Genomic DNA, 1492 nt, shown 5'->3' on the forward strand with positions numbered 1-1492 from the left:
CTGGGAGGCCGAGGGACTGGTCGTCGCCGGCGCCGCCACCGCCGCCGTCGCGGCGCAGAACCTGTCCACCGAGTCGGGCATCGCCTCCCGCACCGTCGCGCAGTGGGTCCACCGCATCCGCACCGGCGGCGGCCTGCGCCGGGTGGAGGACCACCCCGACGGCGAGTGGGTCGTCCAGGTCGTCACGGGCGGGGGCGCCGAGCGCAGCTACCGCTGCCCCGGCTGCGACCAGCTGGTGCCCGGGTCGAGCCCCCACGTCGTCGCCTGGCCCGCCGACGGGCTCCTGGGCGCGGAGGCCGCGCTCGCCGACCGACGCCACTGGCACCGCCCCTGCTGGGACCGCCGCGCGGTGCGCCGTCCCCGCTGAGCCGCCGTCCCCGCTGAGCCGCCGTCGCGCTGAGCCCACCACCGCTGGGCCGACGTCACCGCTGAGTGTCGGGGAGGAGGGCCGCAGGCGCGTCGCCCGCGCCCGCGGCCTCAGACCCGCGGTGCGGGTTCCACGAGCTCGACGAGCACGCCGCCGGCGTCGGCCGGGTGCACGAAGTTGACCCGGCTGCCCGCGGTGCCCCGCCGGGCCTCGTCGTAGAGCAGCCGGAGGCCGCGGGCCCGCAGCACGGCGGCGGCGGCCTCGACGTCGCGCACCCGGTAGGCGAGCTGCTGCAGGCCGGGGCCGCGCCGGTCGAGGAAGCGGGCGATCGTCGAGGCGGGGGAGAACGGGGCGAGCAGCTGGACGCGCGCGGCGCCCGGCCCGCCGTCGCCCGACACGAGCATGGCCTCGCGGACGCCCTGCTCGGCGTTCTCCTCCTCGTGCTCGAGGCGCAGGCCGAGGACGTCGCGGTGGAAGGCCACGGCGGCGTCGAGGTCGGGGACCGCGATCCCGACGTGGTCGACGCCGAGCAGGAGCGCGCGCCCCTGCTCGTCGAGGAGCCCTCCGAGAGCCCCCTGCCCGCTGTCCGGCGTGCTCGTGCTCATGCCCGGCAACCTAGGGCGAGCGGCGGGGGGCGACCCGGCGGGACGCCGGAGGTCACGGTCGTGTCACGAGCACGGCGTCCCGGCGTCTACCCTGGGGTCGTGCTGGTCGCCTTCTCCGTCGCGCCCTCCGGGTCCGGTGACTCCCTCGCGGAGGCGGTCGCGGACGCCGTGCGCGTCGTGCGCGAGAGCGGCCTGCCGCACCGCACCGACAGCATGTTCACCACCGTCGAGGGCGAGTGGGACGAGGTCATGGACGTCGTCCGCCGCGCCACCGAGGCCGTCGGGCGCCACGGGGACCGCGTGTCCCTCGTGCTCAAGGCCGACGTCCGTCCCGGTCGCACGGGGGAGATGCAGGGCAAGGTCGACCGCCTCGAGGCGGCGCTCGCCCGCACGGACCCCGACCGCGGCTGAGGCCGTCGACCGCGGCGCGAGCCGCACCGCCCGTCGTGCCCTGACGCCGGTGCCGTCCTCCGGGCGGGCGCGGCGCACCCGGGCCACGACGCGCCCGCCCGCGACCACC

The 1492-nt window shown here is 78.4% G+C and carries 3 protein-coding genes; 2 read left to right on the forward strand and 1 reads right to left on the reverse strand.

Annotation, left to right across the window (positions count from 1 at the left end):
• Positions 1-367: AAA family ATPase (locus tag HLB09_RS16995; RefSeq protein ID WP_212771303.1), on the forward strand; the 367-nt coding region annotated here is incomplete at its 5' end.
• Between the two features lie 110 nt (positions 368-477).
• Here the strand turns inward: HLB09_RS16995 and mce are convergent.
• Complete coding sequence (gene mce / locus HLB09_RS17000) at positions 478-972, reverse strand: methylmalonyl-CoA epimerase (RefSeq protein WP_171204469.1); 495 nt, start codon at positions 970-972, stop codon at positions 478-480.
• Positions 973-1071: 99 nt separating this feature from the next.
• Here mce and HLB09_RS17005 point away from each other — a divergent pair, with 99 nt between their 5' ends.
• Positions 1072-1383 carry an MTH1187 family thiamine-binding protein gene (locus HLB09_RS17005; RefSeq protein ID WP_171204470.1) on the forward strand — a complete coding sequence of 104 codons (312 nt, stop codon included), beginning with the start codon at positions 1072-1074 and terminating at the stop codon, positions 1381-1383.
• Positions 1384-1492: the final 109 nt, after the last annotated feature.

It is taken from the genome of Pseudokineococcus marinus, from assembly GCF_013004605.1.
GTDB lineage: Bacteria > Actinomycetota > Actinomycetes > Actinomycetales > Quadrisphaeraceae > Pseudokineococcus > Pseudokineococcus marinus.

Bases quoted from the DNA above. Each gene is read 5' to 3' on its own strand.
- mce (WP_171204469.1), bottom strand. From the start codon at position 972: ATGAGCACGAGCACGCCGGACAGCGGGCAGGGGGCTCTCGGAGGGCTC.